This is a genomic window from Enterocloster citroniae (assembly GCF_040545455.1).
Taxonomy (GTDB): domain Bacteria; phylum Bacillota; class Clostridia; order Lachnospirales; family Lachnospiraceae; genus Enterocloster; species Enterocloster citroniae.
Genome location: NZ_JBEPLZ010000010.1, coordinates 1 through 21,687, shown reverse-complemented (window position 1 = coordinate 21,687; position 21,687 = coordinate 1). Strand labels below are relative to the sequence as shown.

The 21,687-nt window shown below is 45.0% G+C and carries 19 protein-coding genes; 17 read left to right on the top strand and 2 right to left on the bottom strand.

Annotated elements, in window-relative coordinates:
- Window positions 1–22: 22 nt before the first annotated feature.
- The 5 genes from ABID13_RS14820 (at window position 23) to purD (ending at window position 4,561) form a co-directional block, all read left to right on the top strand.
- Complete coding sequence (locus ABID13_RS14820; protein ID WP_007859439.1) at window positions 23–766, top strand: GntR family transcriptional regulator; 744 nt, start codon at window positions 23–25, stop codon at window positions 764–766.
- Between the two features lie 246 nt (window positions 767–1,012).
- Window positions 1,013–1,528, top strand: a complete 516-nt coding sequence (gene purE / locus ABID13_RS14815; RefSeq protein ID WP_007859436.1) for a 5-(carboxyamino)imidazole ribonucleotide mutase — start codon at window positions 1,013–1,015, stop codon at window positions 1,526–1,528.
- A gap of 50 nt (window positions 1,529–1,578) precedes the next feature.
- Complete coding sequence (gene purM / locus ABID13_RS14810) at window positions 1,579–2,613, top strand: phosphoribosylformylglycinamidine cyclo-ligase (protein ID WP_007859434.1); 1,035 nt, start codon at window positions 1,579–1,581, stop codon at window positions 2,611–2,613.
- Window positions 2,607–3,200, top strand: a complete 594-nt coding sequence (gene purN, locus ABID13_RS14805) for a phosphoribosylglycinamide formyltransferase (protein ID WP_007859431.1) — start codon at window positions 2,607–2,609, stop codon at window positions 3,198–3,200. Before purM ends, purN begins: the two co-directional genes overlap by 7 nt.
- Window positions 3,201–3,286: 86 nt before the next feature.
- Window positions 3,287–4,561, top strand: a complete 1,275-nt coding sequence (gene purD / locus ABID13_RS14800) for a phosphoribosylamine--glycine ligase (RefSeq protein WP_048930882.1) — start codon at window positions 3,287–3,289, stop codon at window positions 4,559–4,561.
- A gap of 11 nt (window positions 4,562–4,572) precedes the next feature.
- Here the strand turns inward: purD and ABID13_RS14795 are convergent, their stop codons facing one another.
- Window positions 4,573–4,827 (bottom strand): helix-turn-helix domain-containing protein, encoded by a 255-nt coding sequence (locus ABID13_RS14795; protein ID WP_227161654.1) that lies wholly within the window; start codon window positions 4,825–4,827, stop codon window positions 4,573–4,575.
- Window positions 4,828–4,885: 58 nt separating this feature from the next.
- On the opposite strand from ABID13_RS14795, the gene ABID13_RS14790 reads away from it, so the two are divergent.
- From ABID13_RS14790 to ABID13_RS14745, 10 genes are all read left to right on the top strand, one after another.
- The gene (locus ABID13_RS14790) at window positions 4,886–5,113 is read left to right on the top strand and encodes a DNA glycosylase family protein (protein WP_330376805.1); all 228 of its coding nucleotides are present in this window, start codon (window positions 4,886–4,888) and stop codon (window positions 5,111–5,113) included.
- A gap of 14 nt (window positions 5,114–5,127) precedes the next feature.
- Window positions 5,128–5,661, top strand: coding sequence for a methylated-DNA--[protein]-cysteine S-methyltransferase (locus ABID13_RS14785; RefSeq protein WP_007859427.1), 534 nt, complete (start codon window positions 5,128–5,130; stop codon window positions 5,659–5,661).
- Window positions 5,662–5,678: 17 nt separating this feature from the next.
- Window positions 5,679–6,200 carry a GNAT family N-acetyltransferase gene (locus ABID13_RS14780; RefSeq protein WP_048930883.1) on the top strand — a complete coding sequence of 174 codons (522 nt, stop codon included), beginning with the start codon at window positions 5,679–5,681 and terminating at the stop codon, window positions 6,198–6,200.
- Between the two features lie 163 nt (window positions 6,201–6,363).
- Complete coding sequence (locus ABID13_RS14775; RefSeq protein WP_045093920.1) at window positions 6,364–8,118, top strand: sensor histidine kinase; 1,755 nt, start codon at window positions 6,364–6,366, stop codon at window positions 8,116–8,118.
- Window positions 8,096–9,601: a response regulator transcription factor gene (locus ABID13_RS14770; protein WP_048930884.1), complete on the top strand. Its 1,506-nt coding sequence runs from the start codon at window positions 8,096–8,098 to the stop codon at window positions 9,599–9,601. Before ABID13_RS14775 ends, ABID13_RS14770 begins: the two co-directional genes overlap by 23 nt.
- A 196-nt stretch (window positions 9,602–9,797) precedes the next feature.
- On the top strand, window positions 9,798–11,078 hold the full coding sequence (locus tag ABID13_RS14765) for an ABC transporter substrate-binding protein (protein ID WP_045093921.1): 1,281 nt from the start codon (window positions 9,798–9,800) through the stop codon (window positions 11,076–11,078).
- 32 nt (window positions 11,079–11,110) lie between these two features.
- A complete protein-coding gene (locus ABID13_RS14760; protein WP_007859416.1) occupies window positions 11,111–11,995 on the top strand; it encodes a carbohydrate ABC transporter permease in 885 nt (294 codons plus the stop codon).
- Window positions 11,995–12,813 carry a carbohydrate ABC transporter permease gene (locus ABID13_RS14755; protein WP_007859414.1) on the top strand — a complete coding sequence of 273 codons (819 nt, stop codon included), beginning with the start codon at window positions 11,995–11,997 and terminating at the stop codon, window positions 12,811–12,813. Before ABID13_RS14760 ends, ABID13_RS14755 begins: the two co-directional genes overlap by 1 nt.
- A 1-nt stretch (window position 12,814) precedes the next feature.
- Window positions 12,815–15,229, top strand: coding sequence for a glycoside hydrolase family 31 protein (locus ABID13_RS14750; protein ID WP_048930885.1), 2,415 nt, complete (start codon window positions 12,815–12,817; stop codon window positions 15,227–15,229).
- Between the two features lie 33 nt (window positions 15,230–15,262).
- The gene (locus ABID13_RS14745; RefSeq protein ID WP_048930886.1) at window positions 15,263–18,445 is read left to right on the top strand and encodes an alpha-mannosidase; all 3,183 of its coding nucleotides are present in this window, start codon (window positions 15,263–15,265) and stop codon (window positions 18,443–18,445) included.
- 113 nt (window positions 18,446–18,558) lie between these two features.
- Here the strand turns inward: ABID13_RS14745 and ABID13_RS14740 are convergent, their stop codons facing one another.
- Window positions 18,559–19,509, bottom strand: coding sequence for a nucleoside hydrolase (locus ABID13_RS14740; RefSeq protein WP_048930887.1), 951 nt, complete (start codon window positions 19,507–19,509; stop codon window positions 18,559–18,561).
- Window positions 19,510–19,594: 85 nt separating this feature from the next.
- On the opposite strand from ABID13_RS14740, the gene ABID13_RS14735 reads away from it, so the two are divergent.
- Window positions 19,595–20,233, top strand: a complete 639-nt coding sequence (locus ABID13_RS14735; protein ID WP_048930888.1) for a Crp/Fnr family transcriptional regulator — start codon at window positions 19,595–19,597, stop codon at window positions 20,231–20,233.
- Window positions 20,234–20,537: 304 nt separating this feature from the next.
- A partial coding sequence (locus ABID13_RS14730) for an IS30 family transposase (RefSeq protein WP_354021042.1) occupies window positions 20,538–21,687 on the top strand: 1,150 nt, incomplete at its 3' end.

Below are 21,687 nucleotides of genomic sequence, written 5' to 3'. Positions count from 1 at the left end.
GATAGGGAGAGAGGGGTAGTAAATGATAACTGAAGAAAATAATTCGTATGTTCCAAAATATGTTCAGATACAGAATTATATCCTGCAGAAGATCCAGGATGGTGTGTTTACCGTAGGGGACAGGATTCCATCGGAAGCAGAACTTTCCAGACAGTTCGATGTGAGCCGGATCACGGTGAACGCGGCCATCAAGGAACTGGCAAGCAGCAGGGTGGTGGAACGGATTCAGGGAAAAGGAACCTTTGTCCTGTCACCTGAAAAGGGCGCGGGCAGGCAGTCCATTGCTTTTGCCAGCGGTATAAAGATCGCTCCCTTTGAGTATTTTTCCAACAAGCCGCACAAACTGATTGAGCATGGGATCATACAGGCAGGTCCGGTGCTGTGCGCAAAACTGAATCTGGAGCAGGATTCCTATGTGTATAAAGTCGTACGCTGTGTCTGCGTGGACGGTCAGACCAATGAACTGGATTACAGTTATATACCGCTTTCTGTATGCAGCAATCATACCTTTGACTGCGAGGCCCTTGAGAAGATCTTTCTGCACGATTATGTCTGTAAATATTTCCAGGATAAGCCAACCCACCTTAAGATATTCATTAATACACAGATCACGGAAGATATGGATATCACATCTTTGAACATAGAAGACCAGGGAAATGTACTTACTTGGGATACCTTTGTATATAAGGAAGAGAAGGTTCTGGCCATTACCACCACGGTATGCGCATCACAGACCAATAAACCGTTTATTGCACTGGAGTTTTAAATTTTGATTTAATCATTTTAGCTGAAAAGGCAGGGGCCAGACAGGTACCTGCCCTTTTTCTGTCCTTTACACGTGGTTTGGGCATTTTTCTGTTCTATATAGGAAAATTTCAAGAATTATATTGACTACTCAAATATTTCCTAGTATTATAGTTATAAGTAAATGGCAAGCGTAAAAAGATATCTATAAGAATAACTAATAATAATTATCCTCTGTGGTAATGAATTTGGAAAAGGAGATTGAACAATGGCAAAAGTAGGAATTGTAATGGGAAGCGACTCTGATATGCCGGTTATGGCAAAGGCGGCGGAGATCCTTGACAAGCTGGGGATCGATTATGAGATGACGATCATTTCCGCTCACAGGGAACCGGACATTTTCTTTGACTGGGCAAAGGCAGCTGAGGAAAAGGGCTTTAAGGTGATCATTGCCGGTGCGGGCAAGGCTGCCCATCTTCCGGGTATGTGTGCTGCTATTTTCCCCATGCCGGTGATCGGTATTCCCATGAAGACCTCTGATCTGGGCGGCGTGGATTCCCTGTACTCCATTGTTCAGATGCCAAGCGGTATCCCGGTGGCAACCGTGGCAATCAACGGCGGAGCCAATGCAGGCATTCTGGCTGCCAAGATCCTGGCAACCTCAGATGGGGCTTTGCTTGGCAGACTGAAGGAGTATTCAGAGGGCCTGAAAAATGATGTTGTAACAAAATCTGAGAAACTGGAGTCCATTGGCTACAAGGAATATCTGGCACAGATGAAATAAGGGTCCGGGAGTTGGGACCAGGTCTAAATAATGCGGAGGATGATAATACAATGATGGATTACAAGAAGGCCGGAGTTGATATTGAGGCGGGATATAAGTCGGTTGAACTGATGAAGGAATATGTAAAAGGAACCATGCGCCCTGAAGTGTTAGGGGGAATCGGCGGATTTTCAGGAGCATTTTCCATGGCCGCCTTTAAGGGGATGGAGGAGCCAACCCTGCTTTCAGGCACGGACGGTGTGGGCACCAAGCTGAAGCTGGCATTTCTCATGGACAAGCATGACACAGTGGGGATTGACTGTGTGGCCATGTGCGTCAATGATGTTGCATGCGCAGGCGGTGAGCCGCTGTTTTTCCTGGATTATATTGCCTGCGGCAAAAATGTTCCGGAAAAGATCGCAACCATTGTAAAAGGCGTGGCGGACGGATGTAACCAGTCTGGATCAGCCCTTATTGGCGGTGAGACCGCAGAGATGCCCGGATTTTATCCCGAGGACGAGTACGACCTGGCCGGTTTTGCGGTGGGTATTGTAGATAAGAAGGATCTGATAACAGGTGAGAACCTGGCGTCAGGGGATGTACTGATCGGTATGGCATCCTCCGGTGTGCACTCCAACGGTTTCTCACTGGTTCGCAAAGTATTTGAAAAGGAAATGACATCCCAGGGGCTGAACACCTATTATGAGGAACTGGGAACCACCCTTGGTGAGGCCCTGATCGCTCCCACCAAGATCTATGTGAAGGCGCTGCGAAGCGTCAAGGATGCGGGCGTGACCATCAAGGCGTGCAGCCATATCACGGGCGGCGGTTTCTATGAGAATGTCCCGCGTATGTTGAAGGACGGGGTCCGGGCAGTGATCAAAAAGGACAGCTACCCCATTCCTCCCATCTTCGGCCTGCTGGCAAAGAAGGGACAGATTGAAGAAAAGATGATGTACAATACCTATAATATGGGACTGGGAATGATCCTGGCCGTGCATCCCGATGACGTGGATAAGACCATGGAAGCCATCAGGGCGGCCGGCGAGGCGCCCTATGTGGTAGGTTCCGTTGAGAGCGGAGAGAAGGGCGTGGCCTTATGCTGAATGTGGGTGTGATGGTGTCGGGCGGCGGCACCAATCTTCAGGCAATACTGGATGCAGTGGACAACGGAGCCATTACCAATGCGCAGATCCGGGTGGTGATCAGCAACAATCCCGGCGCCTACGCTCTGGAACGGGCAAAGAACCATGGCATTGAGGCCGTGTGCATTTCCCCAAAGAGCTATGAGACAAGGGATGGGTTCAACGAAGCATTTCTCGCAAAGGTGGATGAATACGATCTGGACCTGATCGTTCTGGCCGGTTTCTTGGTAGCGATCCCGGAAGCCATGACAAGGAAGTACGAGGGAAAGATCATCAACATCCATCCGTCCCTGATCCCTTCCTTTTGCGGAAAAGGGTATTACGGCCTGAAGGTTCACGAGGCGGCTTTAAAGCGCGGCGTGAAGGTGACCGGGGCCACGGTGCATTTTGTGGACAGCGGTATGGATACCGGCCCTATCATCCTCCAGAAGGCAGTGGAAGTGCAGGCCGGCGATACGCCGGAAATGCTTCAGCGGCGGGTGATGGAAGAAGCGGAATGGGTGATCCTTCCCAAGGCTATCCATATGATTGCAAATCATCTGATATAAAAGCAAAGACAGGGAGGGGCCCCGCGGGGGTTCCGCCCTTTTAGGGTTATTAAGATAGTACACCAAGGGTAAAAGGAGGACATAGTATGAAGGTGTTGATAGTAGGCGGCGGCGGACGTGAACATGCCATTGCGTGGAAGGCGGTACAAAGTCCCAGGGTAGAGAAGCTGTACTGTGCTCCCGGCAATGCGGGGATCGCCCAGGTGGCGGAGTGTGTGGATATAGGCGTGATGGACTTTGACGCCCAGGTTGCATTTGCAAAGGAACATGGGATCGATCTGGTAATCGTGGGTCCTGACGACCCGCTGGCAGCAGGGGCGGTGGATGCATTTGAAGCAGCCGGGATCAGGGCGTTCGGGCCAAGGAAAAATGCGGCCATCCTGGAGGGATCCAAGGCGTTTTCCAAGGACCTGATGAAAAAATACAATATTCCCACGGCCGGATACGAGACATTTGACTCCCCTGAGGAAGCCCTTGCTTACATTGAACATGCGCCAATGCCCATTGTGCTCAAAGCGGACGGCCTTGCGCTGGGAAAGGGCGTATTGATATGCAATACCAGGGAAGAGGCAAAAGACGGCGTCAAGACCCTGATGCTGGATAAGCAGTTCGGCTCTGCAGGTGACCGGATCGTGGTGGAGGAATTTATGACAGGCCGGGAGGTGTCCGTGCTCTCCTTTGTGGACGGAAAAACCATCAAGATCATGACATCCGCCCAGGACCACAAGCGGGCAAAGGACGGCGACCAGGGCCTGAATACGGGCGGCATGGGAACATTTTCCCCAAGCCCCTTCTATACGGAGGAAGTGGATTCTTTTTGCAGGAACTATATCTACCAGCCCACAGTGGATGCCATGAGGGCAGAGGGACGGGAGTTTCAGGGGATCATTTTCTTTGGGCTGATGCTCACGGAGCAGGGCCCCAAGGTGTTGGAATACAACGCCAGGTTCGGTGATCCCGAAACCCAGGTGGTGCTGCCCAGGATGAAGAACGACATCATGGACGTGTTCGAGGCATGTGTGGACGGCACGCTGGATCAGGTGGAGCTGGAGTTTGAGGACAATGCGGCCGTATGCGTGGTCCTGGCGTCCGCCGGATATCCGGAGCACTACGAAAAGGGATACAAGATGACCGGGTTTGAGAACTTTAAGGACAAGGACGGCTATTATGTGTTCCATGCAGGGAGCAAGTTTGACGCCGAGGGCAATATTGTGACCAACGGCGGACGGGTGCTGGGAGTGACGGCCAAGGGGGCTACGCTCAAGGAAGCCAGGGAGAACGCATATAAGGCAACGGAGTGGATCGAGTTTGGGAATAAGTATATGAGGCATGATATTGGGAAGGCGATTGATGAGGCTTAAGCATAATAATGTTAATTATTTTTGGCTGCATTTCGATATTCTTTCGGTGTGCAGCCGGTTTTTTCTTTGAAGCATTTTCCAAACCGGCTCATTTGATGAAATCCAACATTGGAAGCAATGTTTCCTACGGACTCATTCGTCTGTCTCAACAGCAATGCTGCTCTCGAAAGACGATATTCCATCAGATATTTATAAGGTGTGATTTGCATACTGAGTTTGAAGCAGCGAATACATTCGGATTTGCTGACATTGGCGCTTTGCGCCAGGCTCTCCAGCGTGACATCATCCCCATAGTGTTAAGGAATCGGTGTTTGGACGTCCGAAATGATTTTACTTTTTTGTCTTCAACGGCCGGATGTATTCAGCTATGGAGATCTCGCTATTTTACGTGGTATTCGTATGGCCTATCATCATAAAGAAATCAGCAGGGAGCGTTTTCAAAAGTACCGACAGCGTTTCAGCCCTTATTGCAGTGTTGCGAGCTTATACTTTTGGGCGGTTGCCGGCGGAGCTATTCCGGAAATGAAGGACTATGCACCAAAAAAACAGTAGAAAGGATAACAGATATGGATTATACAATTCATTACGATTCACCTCTGGGCGGAATCACTTTAGGCAGTGATGGCAAAGCCCTGCTGGGCTTGTGGTTTGATGACCAGAAATATTTTGCCGATTCCCTTGCAAAGCAATATGAAGTAAAAGAACTCCCGGTTTTTGAAGAAACAAAACGATGGCTCGATATTTATTTTAGCGGTGGGATTCCTGATTTTACTCCTCCGCTTTTGATGAAATGTTCGGACTTTAGAAAATCTGTGTGGAAAATCATGTTGGGTATTCCCTACGGTCACACTATGACATACGGTGAAATTGCAGATAAAGTTGCAAAGGAACGTGGACTTGAGAATATGTCTGCGCAGGCCGTTGGCGGTGCTGTTGGGCATAATTCCATCTCGCTCATTATACCCTGCCACCGCGTAGTTGGATCAAGTGGCAGCCTGACTGGCTATGCGGGTGGCATTAACAAAAAGGTACAGCTGCTCACACTTGAAAAAGCAAATATGGAGCACTTTTTTGTGCCTAAAAAAGGAACGGCGTTATAAAAAAGGGAGACAAACAGATGGTTAACCTTAAAACAGAAAGACTTATTTTAAGAAATGAAAAGCTGGAAGATGCAGAAACTTTATATAAATTTCTTGGATGTGATGCGGAAATGCCAAAGTACACCGGATGGAATCCCTATATCACGTTAGATTCTGCTAAAAAAAAGATAGAACAAGATATTCAAAATTCCGAAGATAAGAATTTTTACAGTTGGGTTATTCAATTCAAGGATGAAATAATAGGAACGATCGGCGCCTATGATTATGAGCCACAAACCAACAGTATTGAAATAGGATACAGTATTTTTAGGAATGCGTGGGGAAAGGGATATGCAACGGAGGCACTTTCTGAAGTGATCAGATATCTATTTGAGGACAAATCCATTAGTAGAGTGCATGCATGGAGTCATATGGATAATACCGCTTCACAAAAGGTTTTAGAGAAAGCAGGAATGAAAAGGGAGGGTATTAAAAAGAATTTGGATGGAATTGCAATAGAGCAAGTGATTTATGGAATCCTCCGAGATGATAGGAAATAATTTGAGTGTGCAAAAAATGAAAAGCGGATGCTGTAATATTCAATAGTAGGAGACGCTCAGAAAATGGGCGTCTTTCATATTGCAAACACTTGTTTGGAATGATAGAATGAATAAGTAGCTATCGGGGACACTTCTGATTAAAACTTGGTAATGGGGGTGTGATGTGAGAAAACTTGGAAAAAGCCTGAGGAGCAGAATCTTTTTAAGTGTTACATTCTTTGTTGTGATCCCTCTTATTGCTGCCATGAGTGTCATATGGAAAAAGACAAATGAGCAGATGATTGAAAGGCAGATCCAGTCATATGAGGAGAACACTTTATATATGTCAAGATTATGTGATGGCTTGTTTGACGATATAAAGGACAAATCCCTGCTTATTTATAATGATCAAAAGACAATGGAGATCCTTAACAAAGGATCGGGAATAAGCGAAGATGAACAAAAATTGTTAAATGGAAAAGTGAGTGCGATTTTTTTCAGTGATGATAAAATAAAATCACTTACATTCTATGTGGAAAAATTGAATTTAATGATTTACAGAAAGAGAAATGAGAGCAACAGGTTCTACCGAATTGAGAATGAAAAGGAACAGGAGTCTTATTTTATAAATCCCTATTATGCAGAGGATGTCAGATACCATATCAGCACGGTGAAGGATCAGGTAACCGGGGAGTATCTGGTTGTTTTGGATCAGAATATCATGGATCTGAATTACCGTTCTCTGGTACGTATGGAAATTGTATATGGAGATGAGATATTTGAACCTATTTTTTCAAATCCCGCAAAAGGCGGTGCGGACGGAAACTATGTGATTGATGACGATGGTCAGTTTTTATATGGAGAATTCGGAGAATATTTCCCGGATAAGATCAGGACATCATTGCAGTCAGCTCCCCAGGGAGTTTCTTATATGAATGAAGACGAGCCATACGTAGTCATAAAGCAGAAGCTGGCTGATTTTCCCTATGATGTGGTCAAATGCATATCTATGCAGGTGCTCATGGATGAATTGCTGCCTTATAGAAACGGTCTAATCCTGATGTTCATACTGATCATGATCATTATTGCTGTGCTGGCTCTTATTCTGTCCCGCCTTGTCAGCGGATCTATCAGGAAGTTTACGCAGTCGATCATCAGCTTCAGGAATACAACGGAAAATGTGGAATTGAAAATAGAGCCGGAACTCGATGAGATGAAAGAACTGGCAGAAGAATTTTCCGGTATGATGCATGAGATCAATCAGCTGATAGAAGAAAAGAGCGATGCAAGGTATAAAGAGAAAAAAGCATACCTGATGCTGCTGACCATGCAGATAAATCCTCATTTTTTGTATAACTCTCTGCAGACACTTCAGTTTATGGCATTAAAACGAAAAGCATTTGAAATGAACGCAATGCTGACATCACTGGGGAAGATCCTGCGCTACAGTCTGGATTGGGATAAGCAGCAGGTGACTTTGGAGGAAGAGGTGGAAAATGTATTGGAATATCTGAATATCCAGAAATTCCGGTATGTTGATGAGCTGGATCTGCAGTTGGACAGGCCGGAGACAGGCCTGGACTGTATGGTTCCCAAGATGATTCTCCAGCCGCTGGTGGAAAACTGCTTTGTACATGGCTTTAAGGGTAAAACAGGAGATTATAAAGTAAGGATAGATATATGCCATAACAACGGGGATATTACGGTCCTGATATGCGATAACGGGAAGGGCATGGAGTCTGCGCAGATGGAGAAGCTGAACGCAGAGATGGAAAAAGGAGAGAATTATATTGCATCAGGTCATACAGGGCTTTTGAGTGCAAGCTGCCGGTTAAAGGAGAAGTATCCGGGGGCATATGTGCGGATTGAGCAAGGCCAATGGTTTTGTGTGAAGGTATCAATACCGGGAGGTTATCATGAAGGTTCTGATCATAGATGATGAGATAAGTACAAGAGAGAGCATAAAGATATTAGCCGGCATGACATCGGAATCCGGGGATGAGGTTTATGAGGCAAGAAATGGCCTGGAAGGGTACCAGATGATTGAGAAAGTGCAGCCGGATCTTATCTTTTTGGATATGAATATGCCGGTTCTGGATGGAGCCGATCTTCTTAATATATTGGATGAGAATACATTCCAGGCAAAGATCATCATTGTCAGCGGATATACGGATTTCCGGTATACCAAGGCAGCTATTATAAAAAAGTATGTGGTGGATTATATTCAAAAGCCGATCGATGAAAAGCAGATCAGAGATGCCATACAAAAGGCCACGGGAAGGGCACAGAATGAGAGGATAGATACAACAAAGATTCAGACGAAAAAGGTACAGACGGGAAAGGGAAATGGTCATAAGGAAAATGAAGAACAGAAGGAGATTATGTTTGGGATTTTCATTGAAGATTTTCAAACAGTTTTAAAGAAAAATTATAATGGCTCGGTTGAAGTGCTTCAGTATTTTGTCATGTGTCAGGCGGAGCATCAGATACCCAACCTCACACCATATGCACCTAAAGAGGAAATTTACCAGTATGCATGTTTCTTTACGGTAAACAGGACAGAGTCACGAGGGCTGAACGAAGCGTTAAACTGTGTGACCCACAGATTAGAGAACCGATATGGCCTTAACGCTTACGCTGTGTATAGTGATGAATCAAAGACGGATCTTTATCAGATGTATATGGAAATATGCGAATTTATAAATTATGCTGATTTAGGTGAAGATGGACGGGTGGTGCGGACGGCCAGGCCGGAACCTGTGCCGCAGACAAGATCAGAGACGGCTTATTGGGCAGGGGAACTGCTATATTGTGGTAAAAACCGAAACAGAGAGCAGTTTGAAAAAACGGTACATTATATGTTTGAGAATATGGAAAACAGCGGGATCAGGACCATTTACGAGAGAAAGATATTCATATCAGGCCTTATTTTTGAGATTGGCAGAAGACTGAATGAGAAAGGCCTTCGTATGGAAAAACGTGTTTCAGAAAAGATGGAGGAGCTTTATTCAGGAAAACTGATGTTTACAAAGAAGTTTGCTCAACGCTGGATCAAGGAGTTTATGGAAGAAATATGGGAGATCTCGGGAGCAGAGGCAGTAGAGATACCGGATAAGCTGCGGGAGGTCCTGTATTATATTCAAAAAAATTATAATAAAAAAATAAGCCTTTCAGAGGTTTCTGATCAGTTTTATTTCAATGCTTCTACAGTAAGCCGTATGTTTGTAAAATATCTTGGAATCAACTATATTGAGTATGTAAATACGCTCCGCCTGGAAAAGGCAAAGGAGATGCTTGGCAATTCAAAAATGAATGTATCGGAGGTGGCGGAGAGGACTGGCTTTGAAAGCCTTAGTTATTTTAGCAAGCAATTTAAGAAAAAATATGGGGTAAGCCCGCAGGATTTCAGGAAAAACAAATAACAGAAGGGAACTGCTTCATTGTGCTGTTTGCATGTGGAGCAGTTATTTTTGTAATATTTTCTGTGCAGTTAATAGGTAAATGAGGCAAAATATTACAACTGACAGTCAAAAATGAGCATTTTAAAACGCACCTTAAGCCTGTATTATGTGAATATAACAAAAGAACTGAGAGCACTCAAACAATAAGGAGGATCATATGAAACGGAGAAGTATAATGGCGGCTATGATGGCACTTATCACAGCTGGGGGACTGCTGACAGGCTGTGGGGCAAATGGGGCAAAAGAAAATCCAGGCGCGGGCCAGAACAGTGTACAGGGGGAAAGCCATGCAAAAACGGAATTGACCTTTTTTCACTATCTGGAACAATATCAGGATCAGTTCGATAAACTTGCAGAGATGTATGCAGAGGCGAACCCTGATGTGGAGTTGAAGATAGAATGTATTGGTTCGGATTATGACAAGATCCTTCAGACAAGAGTGGCATCAGGAGAGGTCCCGGATATTTTTATCAGTGGGCCGTATATGAAAAATCAAAATTACGCATCGGTAAGCTATGATCTTTCCAATGAAGAATTTGTAAAAGAAGTGGAGATCGGGCCGGAATTTAAAGCATCCAACGGGGAGTTGACAGCCATTCCTTTTGTGACCCAGGCTTGGGGTGTCCTTTACAATCAGGAGGTATTTGAGAAGCTTGGTATTACTGAAGCGCCAGAAACACTGGAAGAATTGGACGTTGTATGCAGGAAGATACAGGATGCGGGCATCATTCCTTTTGCCATGGGATATAAATCAGATTATGTAAAGAAACAGCTGTTTGGTTTTACCTTTGGTGTAGATGAAAATTATAAACAAAATATTGAACAGCTGGCCAATAAAGAAAAAGAATTAAAGGATTTTGAATTTATCTATAAGATTTTTGATGGAGCGGAGCTTGTGGGAAAATATCTGCAGCCCAATCCATTTAATGATGATTTCGCCACTGCAGGAGCAAAACTGGGAACAGGGGAAGCTGCAATGATGATTTGTGGGGATCAGATCGTACAGAATGCCAGGAAAGCAAACCCGGACAGTACGATTGGGCTTATGCCTTACCCTCTGAGCAATGACCCAGCAGATGCCAAGATCTATACATGCGCCTCAGCCGGTCTGCATGTGAGCAGGGATTCGGCTAACAGAGATGCAGCGCTGGAGTTTATCAACTGGATGGTTACTTCCCAGGAAGTAAAGGATTGGCTTTCAAATGATATGGAGATTTTATCTGCGATTAAGGGCGTAACACCTACGGGCTCCCAAGTTATGATGGATGCACAGAAATGGACGTCCGAGGGCAAAGCATCAGCATGGGCAAGCAATCTATTTCCACAGGGCGTGGAGACAGAACTGATTTCAGCCATGGACAAATTTCTGCTTGGGGACATTTCCAAAGAGGAAGCAATTGATGAGATGAACACCGCCTGGACAGAGTTTGAAAATTAGTGAAAAACCCATAGAATTCAGGAGCCAAAGCCATGAAGAAAAGTTATATAAGGAGAAAAGAAAATGTCTGGCTGATGATTTTTGTCCTTCCTGCATTGATGCTGTTCAGCATATTTGTAGTATATCCATTTATCAGCGGAATTCACTATTCCCTATATGACTGGGACGGGATCAGCCCGGATAAGTTATATGTGGGAATAGAGAACTATAAGAAATTATTTAGAGATAAACATTTTATGTCAGCCTTATGGTTTACGGTTAAGTTTACAGTACTGACAGTGATCACACAGAATTTTGGTGCACTGATCGTGGCCAGTCTGCTGGACAGCACTAATCGGTTAAAAGGTTTTTTGAGAGGCGTGTTTTTTATACCAAATGTTCTTTCAGGTGTAATCGTGGCATTTATATGGGGATTTATCTTCACTAAGGTCCTGCCGGCAGCGGGACAGCAGATGGGGATGGAATTGCTGGAACGAAGCTGGTTCAGCCAATCCGGGACAGCGTTCTGGTCAACGATCATAGTCTCGTTCTGGCTGGGAACCGGATATTTGACAGTGATTTATCTGGCAGGCTTAAGTACAGTGGATGCAAATGTGGTGGAATCTGCCATGCTTGATGGAATCAGTCCCCTTCAGATGTTGTTCAGGATAAAGGTGCCGTTAATTCTCCCATCCATTATAGTAGGTGTTTTTCTGATCACTATGAATGGGTTAAAACAGTTTGAAATCGTATTTTTGATGACGGGAGGGGGACCGTACCGTTCTACCGAGACCCTGGCATTGTTAAGCTATAATACCGCCTACCAGAAGAATAATTTTGGTCAGGCCATCGCACAAGCAATTATTATGTTTGTCCTGGTCGCAATTGTCACTACCGTGCAGTTGGCCGTATTAAAAGGAAAGGAGGTGGAAAGCTGATGAAAAGAAGGCAGAGCCTGGTGCTGATCATAACGATCCTGCTGGCTGTATTATTTGCAGTACCGATCTATTTGATCATCATAAACTCATTTAAACCGTATGGGGATATTTTTGCTGACCCTCTGAAATTTCCTTTCCATCCCACCTTTGATAACTTTAAAAATGTTTGGAAACAAGCGGATTTTATCAAATATTTTCTAAACACCGTCATATCTACATCCGTGGGGCTTGGAATCGTAGTGGCAGTAAGTTCCCTTGCATCCTACAAGCTTTCGCGGACAAAGACAGGGCTGAGCAGGCTGTTATTCTTTTATTTTACAGTTTCCATGCTGCTGCCGTTTGAAGTTATCATGCTTCCGCTGGTGCAGCTGCTTAAAAAATGGCATATGCTGAACAATCTGGCTGCATTAGGATTAATAGAAGCAAGTACAAAGATTGCATTTTCCATATTTTTGTATCATGGATTTATAAAATCCATTCCGGTTCAGCTGGATGAGGCGGCCAGAATCGATGGATGCAGTGAGGTGGGACTGTTTATTAAGATCATATTCCCGCTGATGAAGCCCATAACATCTACAGTGATCGTGCTGAATATCCTTACGTTTTGGAATTCATTTCTGCTCCCCCTTCTTGTGCTGACAAAAAAGGAGGTAAAAACGCTGCCTCTGTTTGCTTACAGTTTTATTGGGCAGTACAGCAGCAATTATGATCTGCAGCTTCCGGCTGTTATATTAACAGGGCTTCCACTGGTTATATTTTATCTTATAATGCAAAAAAATATTGTAAAAGGACTGACAATGGGAAGTGTGAAAGGATAATATGATGGATGAAAAAATTAAAGTCCGTGTACAGGGACAGGATAAAAAGGTTTATTATAAGGAGCCAAGCCCTGACAGGATCAAGATGTATTATGAGTATACACAAGATAACTTCCGAAAGGGGAAAGATTATAATCTGAAGCTAAAGAAGTTTGCCAGAATAACGAACTGGAAGAAGATGACATGGGGGCTGCTTCTTGATATAGAGGGGGATTGTATACATAATACCCAGATCGACTGTGACGGTGAATTAAGGCCTATTATAGATGAGACTGTGGAAACAGAACATTTTAAAGGCTTTCTCAGGCTAGAAGTGTACGAAAAGGGTATTTTCCGCCTTCTTGCAGGCGAGGGCGGAGAGAGGCAGCATCACACCGTTATGCTTGAGGGGGTTCCGCCCCTTCAAACGGACCAATATGAGGTAAAAGAAGAAGGTGACATGCTATGGATTACCACGGATACATGTAAGGCCATGGTAAATCTGGTGGAATTTGGTTTTTCCATTTATGGCAGGGATGGAAAAAAGGTCTACTGCCAGGAAAACAATGATAAGGTCCTCCGGTTTACCCATGAAAGCTTTCCCTTTGGATTTGTGGAGAATCCAGCTACCGGTGAGCGGATCGGCGTGTGCTCAAGCAGAATGGAACATGATGAGCATTACTTTGGTTTTGGTGAGCAGTATTCACCGGTGGATAAGAAAATGCAGGAAGTGGATGTGTTTATTACAGATCCGCTGTCTGTAGGATCACCCAGAACGTACGTGTCTCTACCTTTTTATTTTAGTACCCGTGGGTATGGTATGTATGTAAATACACATTACAGAAGCAAATTTTTTATGGGGAACCGTTCCAACCGCTGTGCAAGCTGCCATATTTACGGTGAATCCCTGATTGATATTTTTTATATTTACGGTGAGGAGCCGAAAACGATCCTGAAGCGGTATACGGACATTACCGGGAAAAGCCCGATGGTTCCCAAGTGGTCCTTTGGGCTTTGGATGAGCCGCTGTTCTTATAAAACCGAGAATGAAGTTCTTGAGGTGGCCAGGGAGATGAGGAAAAGGGATCTTCCGTGTGATGTGATCAATATTGATACGGACTGGTTTGAAATTCCCTGGGCCTGTGACTGGAAATTTGGTAAACATAATTTCCCGCATCCTGAAGAGATGATAAAGGAACTTGATTCCATGGGAATTAAGCTCAGCCTTTGGCAGAAACCATACGTTACTTCCGAATGTCTTCCGGAATTAAGGGATCAACTGCGGGAAAAAGGATGGATCCCTCTGAATCCATATGGGGAGGACGCGCGCTCCAATCCGGTCATTGATCTATCAAACCCGGACTGCTGCCAGTGGTATAAAGAACAGCTGAAAAACCTGTTTCAGATGGGAGTTAGTGTTATAAAGACAGATATGGGAGAGGGAGTTCCTGTTGAAGGGAAATATCATGGCTATGACGGGGATGAAATCCATAACATATATCCTTATCTGTATTCAAGGGCAGCATATGAGGCGTCCCGGGAGTCTATTGCAGAGCCGATATTATGGGGCCGTTCCACCTATGCGGGCGGGCAGAAATATCCGATCCATTGGGCCGGGGATCCGTTTACTGATTTTGATGGATTGAGATTCAGCATCAGAAGCGGATTATCCATGGGAATGTCGGGCTTCACGTTCTGGAGTCATGATGTGGGCGGCTTCCTGGGAAGGCCTTCCGAAGAGGTGTACATCAGATGGATGCAGGCGGGAATGTTCTGCTCCCATGTAAGGTGTCATGGAGCCAATAATCCGAGGGAGCCATGGACCTTTGGTGAAAGGGCGGAAACTATTTTCAGAAAGTTTGACAAACTCAGGTATGAGCTTATACCGTATATTTACTCAACCGCTTACACCAGAGGAAAACAGGGGCTTCCAGTTATGGAACATTTGTATCTGTCTAACCCGGATGACAGGAACTGTCTTAGTGTTGAGGATGAGTGGATGTTTGGGGATGCATTTTTAGTGGCTCCCGTCTTGAATGAAGGCGGTGAGAGAGAGGTCTATTATCCGGACGGCCAGTGGTATCATTATTTCTCAGAAGAAATAAAGCAGGGAAAGCAGTATGATGCGGTTAAAATGGAATTGGATAATATGCCTTTATACGTAAAGGCCGGCAGCATTGTGCCGACAAGCAAGGCGGAGGACCATATTACCGGGGCAGATGATGCGTTGACAATCTGTGTATATGGTAAAGAATCAGGGTATACGGAATTTTTATACTATAACGGAGAAGAACACCTCATTAAAGCCGCATTTGATATGGGAAGTGTACAGGTAGAAACCGGAGGTTTAAAAGGAAATATATCTGTAAAATTAATCACCAACAGAGGAATAGAGATAAAGACAGATGTCCGGGAGCACTGCACATTTGAGGTATAAGGTGTAAGGCCGGGGAAAATTAGAGGTAAGAGTATGCTGTTTATTGAGGACAGGAACAGAAAGCTGATTTCATGCATCCAAAGTTTGATCTATTCAGACACAATTCCAGTTAAGGATATATGGATCCTAAAGACAGAAGAACGGATCGGAAACCTGGAAGAACTGGAAGGACGGCAGTGGAAGCGGTTGGAGCAAGGACAGCTTTGGGGCGGTCATAACGAGTATTACTGGTTTGGGTTCATTGTAACCATACCGGATCAGTATAATGGTAATACCGTTGTCCTGGAACTGACAACAGGATGTGAAGGGCAGTGGGATGCTACGAATCCACAATTCCTGGTATATTTAAACGGATATCCCAAGCAGGGGCTGGATGTGAACCATCGGGAAATACTGCTGACAGAACAGGCCCAGGCAGGCGATGTTTACCAAATTGTATTGTCCGCATTTACCGGGGTGCAGAATTTTCATTTGCAGATGAATTGGAAAATGAAGGTTTTACACAGGGACATAGAGGCATACTATTATGACATCAGTGTCCCCTTCCAGGTCATGGAACTGCTGGATCAGGATTCACAAGAGGCATTAACGATCTCAGAAGCACTTACCAAATCTTTAAACCTGCTTGATCTCCGCAAAGAATATTCCGGGCTTTTTTACGAAAGTCTGGAAAAAGCCCAGAGATATATGGAAGAATTTTATGATAAGCAGTGCGGCGGGTCCAGGGAAACAGTTTATGCGGTGGGGCACACACACATAGATATCGCGTGGATGTGGACCCTGGGGGTGACTAAGGATAAGGCGGTGAGAAGTTTTTCCACGGCATTGGAACTAATGAGACAGTATCCTGAGTATGTGTTTATGTCAAGCCAGCCATTGTTATATGAATATGTGAAGGAGAACGCTCCGGGCCTATACCGGGAAATAAAGGATAAGGTAAAAGCGGGGCGCTGGGAAGCAGAGGGAGGCATGTATGTTGAGGCGGACTGCAATCTTACTTCCGGTGAATCTCTGATACGCCAGCTTATGGCAGGAAAACGTTTCTTTAGGGAAGAATTTGGAGTTGACAATCATATTTTATGGCTTCCTGATGTGTTTGGATATTCTGCGGCATTGCCCCAGATCATGAAGAAATGCGGCATTCATTATTTTATGACAACAAAGATCAGCTGGAATGAAGTGAATAAAATGCCTTATGACACATTCTTGTGGGAGGGGATTGATGGAACGGAACTATTAACACATTTCATATCTGTTCGGGATTACCATGCTTCCCTTGTGGTGGAAGGTAAGAAAAGGCCGGCCCATTTTACGACATATAACGGATATCTGAACCCATCCCAAGTAAAGGGGACATGGAAACGGTACAGTCAAAAGGAATTGAACCGCAGTGTTTTAATGTGTTTTGGATACGGGGACGGAGGCGGTGGTACAACAAGGGATATGCTGGAAAACCAGAGACGTCTGTCCAGAGGGATTCCCGGATGCCCGCGAACTAAAATCTCCGGTGTATCGGAGTATTTTCAGGAATTGGAACAGGAAGTGGCAGAAAAAAGGAATCTGCCAAAATGGGTCGGCGAACTGTATCTGGAGTATCACAGGGGAACCTACACATCTATGGCCAGGAATAAAAAATACAACCGAAGATCTGAATTCCTGTTACAGAATATTGAATTTCTGTCGGCTCTGGGCAAAAGCAAATGGGGGCAGCAGTACCCCGATCGGGAGTTGGATCATCTGTGGAAGATCGTCCTAAAAAACCAGTTTCACGATATCCTTCCCGGTTCATCCATTGAGGAAGTTTACGAGGATTCACAGCGGGAGTACAATGAAGTGCTGGCAACGGGAACTGTTTTGGAGGAGGAACGGATCAGACATATTCTTACCAGAATCCATGCAAAAAGAGAGAGCCTGGTTGTCTTTAACCGGAACAGTTTCGTTTCCCGGGGATATGTATGTCTGGAGTACTCTGATCTGCACACCCCTAACCTGCGAAATCCTGTAGCTGTATATGCAGACATAGAATACCCGATCCAGAAAACTTATGATGGGAAGGGCGTTTTTCTGGCTGAGGGGGTTCCCTCAAGAGGATACAGGACATTCTGCTTGATGGAGGGAACAAAAGAGCCGGAAGATGCATTTGACATTTTAGAAAACTCCATTGATACGGAGGAACTGCATGTTGCTTGGAACAGGAAAGGGCAGTTTACATCCATTTATGACAAAAATGAGCAACGTGAAATTCTAAAGCCGGGCAGCTGTGCCAATGTGTTAGTTACATATGAAGACCGGCCGCATAATTATGATGCTTGGGATATCAACAGCTATTACACGGAAAAACCGTGGGTGCTGGAAGATGAGGCTGAGATTGAAGTGATTGAGAGAGGACCGGTGCGGGCGGTTCTCAGAATCTCCGGAACTTATCTGGACTCCAGGATCCAACAGGACGTGATTGTTTATTCCAAGGGGACAAAGATTGATATTGTCAATCGGGTGGACTGGTGTGAGAAAAACCTTTTACTGAGGAATTATATACCGGTTAATATCCATGCCGACCAGGCCAGCTATGAAATCCAATATGGAAATGTACAAAGACCTACCCATTATAATACCTCCTGGGACCAGGCAAAATTTGAAGTATGTGCACATAAATGGATCGATATATCGGAAAACGGATACGGAGTCAGCATCCTAAACGATTGTAAATACGGATGTGACATACATAATGGGGTGATTGGTCTGACTATGCTGAAATCAGCCTGCTATCCTAATCCTGATGCAGACAAAGAAAAGCATGAGTTTTCCTATTCTATATTCCCTCACAGAGATGGCTGGCGGGAAGGCAATACCATTCAGAAAGCATATGAATTCAATAATCCGATGATCGCACGGTATAAGGGAAAGGATAATAAAAAGGATAGCAGGGATCTGCCGCCTGAAGAGTATTCTTTTGTCAGTGTAAATAAAGATAATATAATGATCGAAGTGATAAAGAAGGCAGAGGATAGCGATGCATTGATCCTGCGCATGTATGAGGCGTTTAACAGGAGAACTCAGGCAATGGTCAGGTTTGACCAGAATGTGCAGGAGGCCTGGGAGTGCAGCATGCTGGAAGAAGATGAAAGACGCCTAAAAATAGAGAAGCATTTTATTTATGTGGATTTAAATCCGTATGAAATCAAGACGGTCAAAGTTGTTTTACAAAGATTAATATAAATTTGAATGAGAAACTGCATAAAAACAAGAGGCAAAGCTACCCAAGCTTTGCCTTTTGAATGTTACAATATCTCTTTTACGGAATATCGGACATTCTGAGTCCAGGCTAAGTATTACATAAGCAATGATAATAATCGCTTCTTAAAAAGATCTGTATCAATTTTGGTGCATACCTCAACATTGGGATTATGTCCTCCAAATCCTTCCGGGATCGCCAGTTTTGAGCCATCATTAAGGATTACCTGTCCATATGCGGCTTCCTCCTTTAGGCAGACATATGCATAACAAGGCTTTTTTTCCAGTACAATATCATCCCATAGCATGACACCCATGGCAACTGCATCGGGAAGATCCAGAAAATACTGACCATTGGCAGTGATATTATAATCGACCACCATCCGGTTGCATGTTACCGCAAACATAGCCTCCTTCTTCCCGCTGCTCATTAAGGTATCTAATTCTGTTTTGGTAAGGGCGGACTTGCCCAGACATAGATCAAAACCAATGATGGTGACCGGAATCCCCGCAGTGATCATGATATGGAATGCTTCCGCATCCACATAAACATTAAATTCCGAGACCGGAGTGCAGTTTCCGGGGCCAAAGCCAGAGGTTCCCATGGTGTAGATCTGTTTTACCCTTTTCATGGTGTCAGGGTCTTTCATAATAGCCAGCGCAACATTTGTAGCAGGTCCGATGGTTACAAGTTCAATTTCATCCGGGCAGGATTTAACAATTCGGATGATAGCATCCACTGCGTGTTCGTTTTCAGGAAGTAACGTGGGGCGGATCAGCCCGGCGTCCCCCATACCGTCTTTGCCGTGGACATTTACAGCTGTCACAAGCTCTCGGAACAAAGGTTTAACAGCGCCAACAAATAGGGGTGGTTTCTGGCCGCCGGTAACCTCTATTGTCATCAGGGCATTTTTTACAGCAAAGTCTAAAGGTACGTTTCCTCCTACCGCGGTGATGGCTTCTACTGATATATCCCTGGATTTCAGCGCCATCATCAGAGCTACCGCGTCATCGCTTCCGCAATCTGTGTCAATGATCATCTTTCTCATGTTCGTCCTCCTTATTTTGTGATATTATGATCATAAGACGATCAAGAACAGAAATATAGGTCTTATGACCAAAGAGGTGACAAAAATGGATGTAAAAGAACTCATCAACCACGCCCCAAAGCAGGTAACGCCCTATTTTGACATCAGGATCTATCCAAAGGGAAGCAGTATTCTTGTGCCGGATGCGAAAAATTCATCTTTATATCTTTTGTTGGAAGGGACTGCTGAGGTCTACCAGTATACTTTAAACGGCATGTTTATTTCCTTGTACCGATATGGCAAAAACAGCTGTTTCGGTGAAGTGGAGCTTTATTGTGAAAACCGGACAACCCTTGGAGTTTCTGCAATTGATACATGCAGGATTGTAAAGCTTTCCAGAAAGGGTGTGGAAACCTGGATCCGTGAGGATAACGGGTTTTGTGAGTTCCTGCTCCGTCAGATGGCTTTGAAAATTGCGGAAAATTCAGATGCTTATATCAGGAGTTCTTCCATGGAGTTAAAAGACCGCGTGCTGTATTGCCTGTACCGGCATGACCGGATGGGAACATTAAGCGATCTGACAAAAGAACGGCTTATGAATGAGGTATGCACCCCGATCCGCAGTTTAAACAGGGTACTGGCCCAGTATCGGGAGGAAGGCCTTGTTGCTTATGATAAACACAGATTTCGCATTGTGGATGAAGAAAGATTTTTGGATGCTGCTGATAAGCTGGTCGGGGATTAGAGATAATAAATGGATGAAACGTCTGAATAAAATGAGCGCTTGTACAGGTATATAAAGCCTGTATAGGTGCTCTTTTCTTATGTGGAGGCCGGTAAAGACGGCTGGTTGACTAGAAACCAATTATATTTAAAAATGAAGAATAGTAGTGACAGTGGTTAATTGAAAAGTTAAATGCAACATAAGCTGTTGCACTTAGAATTACATGAACAGGGAGCCATAGAGTTGCAACTGCAACTTCATGGTTCCTTTTTCGGTCATCTTCCGGTATAGTGGTTCCGGTTCTGCCTTCGGATTGGAGGTATCTATGAGCAAGAAACACCTTACCTATGATGACAGACTGGCGATCCAGGCGGGGCTCCAGAAGGGGCTCAAGGTGGCTCAGATCGCGAAGAACATCGGTAAAGACCGTGCGACCATTGGCAGAGAGATCAAAGCTCACAGGAGATTGGTATCCACATCCAATGGCAACAACTGCGTCCACCATAAGACCTGCACCCGGATCCCGGACTGCCGTTCCGCCTGCTTTAGGGGAAAACGTCAATGCCAGACGGCCTGCGGAAGATGTCAGGAAGGCTGCCCGAACTATCAGGAGGAGTTTTGTTCTGATTATGAGAAGTCCCCATTTGTCTGTAATGCCTGTGGCAAACGACTTCGCTGCCGCCTGCGCCGTATGCTCTATGATGCAAAATACGCTCAGGAGCAATACGAGAACACTCTTTCCGAGTCCCGGAGAGGGATTTCCCTGACAGAACAGGAACTGAACCAGATCAATGATACCATTTCTCCGCTGCTGAAGAAAGGGCAGTCCCTCCCAACGATCTGCGCCCGGTATCGGGCTGAACTGCCAGTGACGGACCGCACCATCTATTCCTACATTGATGCAGGGCTGCTGGATGCCAGAAATATCGACTTACGGCGGAAGCTGCGAAGGCCGGAGCGAAAGAAAAGCGGCCCGGTCCTCCGGGTAGATCGGAAATGCCATATGGGCCGGACCTATGAGGATTATCTGGCCCATATGACCCAGAATCCGGACGCTTTGGTCTGCCAGATGGACAGTGTTGTGATCCATAAAGGAGGCCAGGTAATCCTGACCATTCTCCTTACCACCTGTGATCTGCAGCTGATGTTCCTGCGGGAGCGAAATACGGCGTCAAGCGTGACAGAGATCTTTCAGGACCTGCGCCGGACGCTTGGAGAAACCTACTTTCGTATGCTGTTTCAGGTGATTGTGACAGACCGTGGGAGTGAGTTTACAGACCCGGTGAGGATCGAAACAGATCCGAAAACCGGAACCGTTCAATGCCGTGTGTTTTACTGTGATCCCATGAACAGCAACCAGAAAAGCAACTGTGAACGGAATCATGAACTGATCCGGTATGTAATTCCTAAGAACCAGGCAAAAGAGCACTATACGGAAGAAGAAATCCGTGAAATGATGAACCATATCAATTCCT

What these genes read in the sequence shown, in the direction of transcription:
- ABID13_RS14820 (WP_007859439.1), top strand. Translation starts at nt 23, where the DNA reads ATGATAACTGAAGAAAATAATTCGTATGTTCCAAAATATGTTCAGATA.
- purE (WP_007859436.1), top strand. Translation starts at nt 1,013, where the DNA reads ATGGCAAAAGTAGGAATTGTAATGGGAAGCGACTCTGATATGCCGGTT.
- purM (WP_007859434.1), top strand. Translation starts at nt 1,579, where the DNA reads ATGATGGATTACAAGAAGGCCGGAGTTGATATTGAGGCGGGATATAAG.
- purN (WP_007859431.1), top strand. Translation starts at nt 2,607, where the DNA reads ATGCTGAATGTGGGTGTGATGGTGTCGGGCGGCGGCACCAATCTTCAG.
- purD (WP_048930882.1), top strand. Translation starts at nt 3,287, where the DNA reads ATGAAGGTGTTGATAGTAGGCGGCGGCGGACGTGAACATGCCATTGCG.
- ABID13_RS14790 (WP_330376805.1), top strand. Translation starts at nt 4,886, where the DNA reads ATGATTTTACTTTTTTGTCTTCAACGGCCGGATGTATTCAGCTATGGA.
- ABID13_RS14785 (WP_007859427.1), top strand. Translation starts at nt 5,128, where the DNA reads ATGGATTATACAATTCATTACGATTCACCTCTGGGCGGAATCACTTTA.
- ABID13_RS14780 (WP_048930883.1), top strand. Translation starts at nt 5,679, where the DNA reads ATGGTTAACCTTAAAACAGAAAGACTTATTTTAAGAAATGAAAAGCTG.
- ABID13_RS14770 (WP_048930884.1), top strand. Translation starts at nt 8,096, where the DNA reads ATGAAGGTTCTGATCATAGATGATGAGATAAGTACAAGAGAGAGCATA.
- ABID13_RS14765 (WP_045093921.1), top strand. Translation starts at nt 9,798, where the DNA reads ATGAAACGGAGAAGTATAATGGCGGCTATGATGGCACTTATCACAGCT.
- ABID13_RS14760 (WP_007859416.1), top strand. Translation starts at nt 11,111, where the DNA reads ATGAAGAAAAGTTATATAAGGAGAAAAGAAAATGTCTGGCTGATGATT.
- ABID13_RS14755 (WP_007859414.1), top strand. Translation starts at nt 11,995, where the DNA reads ATGAAAAGAAGGCAGAGCCTGGTGCTGATCATAACGATCCTGCTGGCT.
- ABID13_RS14750 (WP_048930885.1), top strand. Translation starts at nt 12,815, where the DNA reads ATGATGGATGAAAAAATTAAAGTCCGTGTACAGGGACAGGATAAAAAG.
- ABID13_RS14745 (WP_048930886.1), top strand. Translation starts at nt 15,263, where the DNA reads ATGCTGTTTATTGAGGACAGGAACAGAAAGCTGATTTCATGCATCCAA.
- ABID13_RS14740 (WP_048930887.1), bottom strand. Translation starts at nt 19,509, where the DNA reads ATGAGAAAGATGATCATTGACACAGATTGCGGAAGCGATGACGCGGTA.
- ABID13_RS14735 (WP_048930888.1), top strand. Translation starts at nt 19,595, where the DNA reads ATGGATGTAAAAGAACTCATCAACCACGCCCCAAAGCAGGTAACGCCC.